The organism is Acidisoma sp. S159 (assembly GCF_009766125.1).
GTDB lineage: Bacteria > Pseudomonadota > Alphaproteobacteria > Acetobacterales > Acetobacteraceae > Acidisoma.
Map to the genome: position 1 here is coordinate 13,669 of NZ_LMUG01000080.1, position 1,201 is coordinate 14,869.

Consider the following 1,201-nt stretch of genomic DNA (forward strand, 5'->3'; position numbering starts at 1 on the left):
GGTCGATCGCATCGGCTTCGCAGCCGACCGGAACGGCGAGCGCTGCCTCAAAAGCGCTGATGAGATGGGCCGGCTCTTCGCCGCCTATCCGGATGCACTCGACAATAACATCCGTGTCCTCGATGCTTGCTCGGGCTTCTCACTCGATCAGCTCAGGCATGAGTATCCCGAAGAGATCCTGGAGCCCGGCCGCAAACCGCTGGAGACGCTGACCGACCGCGTCTATGAGGCCGCCGCGCTCCGCTGGCCAGACGGTGTTCCGGACGACATTTTGACGCGGATCGCGCATGAGCTGCAGCTGATCCAGGAGCTGGAATACGCGCCCTATTTTCTGACCGTCCACGAGATGGTGCTCTTTGCCCGATCGCGCGGCATCCTCTGCCAAGGACGCGGATCGGCCGCCAATTCGACCGTTTGCTATGTGCTCGGGATTACGGCCGTCGATCCTTCCAAGCACGATCTGCTCTTCGAACGGTTTGTCTCCGCCAGCCGCAATGAGCCGCCCGACATCGATGTCGATTTCGAGCATGAGCGGCGCGAGGAGGTCATTCAGCATATCTACGATCGCTATGGTCGCAATCGCGCAGCGATCGTCGGCACCGTCATCCGCTACCGCGGCCGCAGCGCCATCCGCGAGGTGGGTAAAGCGCTCGGGCTATCGGAGGACGTGACCGGCCGGCTGGCCAAGGCCAGCTGGGGACCGGGCCGTGACGACGGCCTGAAGGAGCTTGCGGCCCAGGAGGGGCTCGGCCTCACCGATCGCCGGCTCGGTCTCGCCTTGGAGCTCGCGGCGGAGATCCAGGATTTTCCGCGCCATCTCGCGACCCATGTCGGCGGCTTCGTCATGAGCCGGGGGCTCCTCACCGAAATGGCGGTCGTGGGGAATGCCGCGATGGCCGGCCGGACGGTGTTGGAATGGGACAAAGACGACGTTGACGCGCTCAAGCTTCTCAAGGTCGATATTCTTGCCCTCGGCATGCTGTCCTGCCTGCGGCGTGGCTTTGATCTGCTGCGCCGCCATCATCGGCTCGATTACGACCTTGCCGGCATCCCACGCGATTGCGAAGCGACCTACGCCATGCTGCGGCGGGCGGATTCCCTCGGCGTGTTCCAAGTCGAAAGCCGGGCGCAGATGGCGATGCTGCCGCGCCTTCGGCCGAGCGAATTCTACGACCTGGTTGTGCAGGTTGCGATCATCCGC

Annotated in this window: 1 pseudogene; it reads left to right on the plus strand. The window is 64.0% G+C overall.

Going from position 1 to position 1,201, the window contains the following annotated elements:
* Positions 1-1,201: pseudogene (locus GSQ92_RS26450) on the plus strand (error-prone DNA polymerase); the annotation flags it as partial.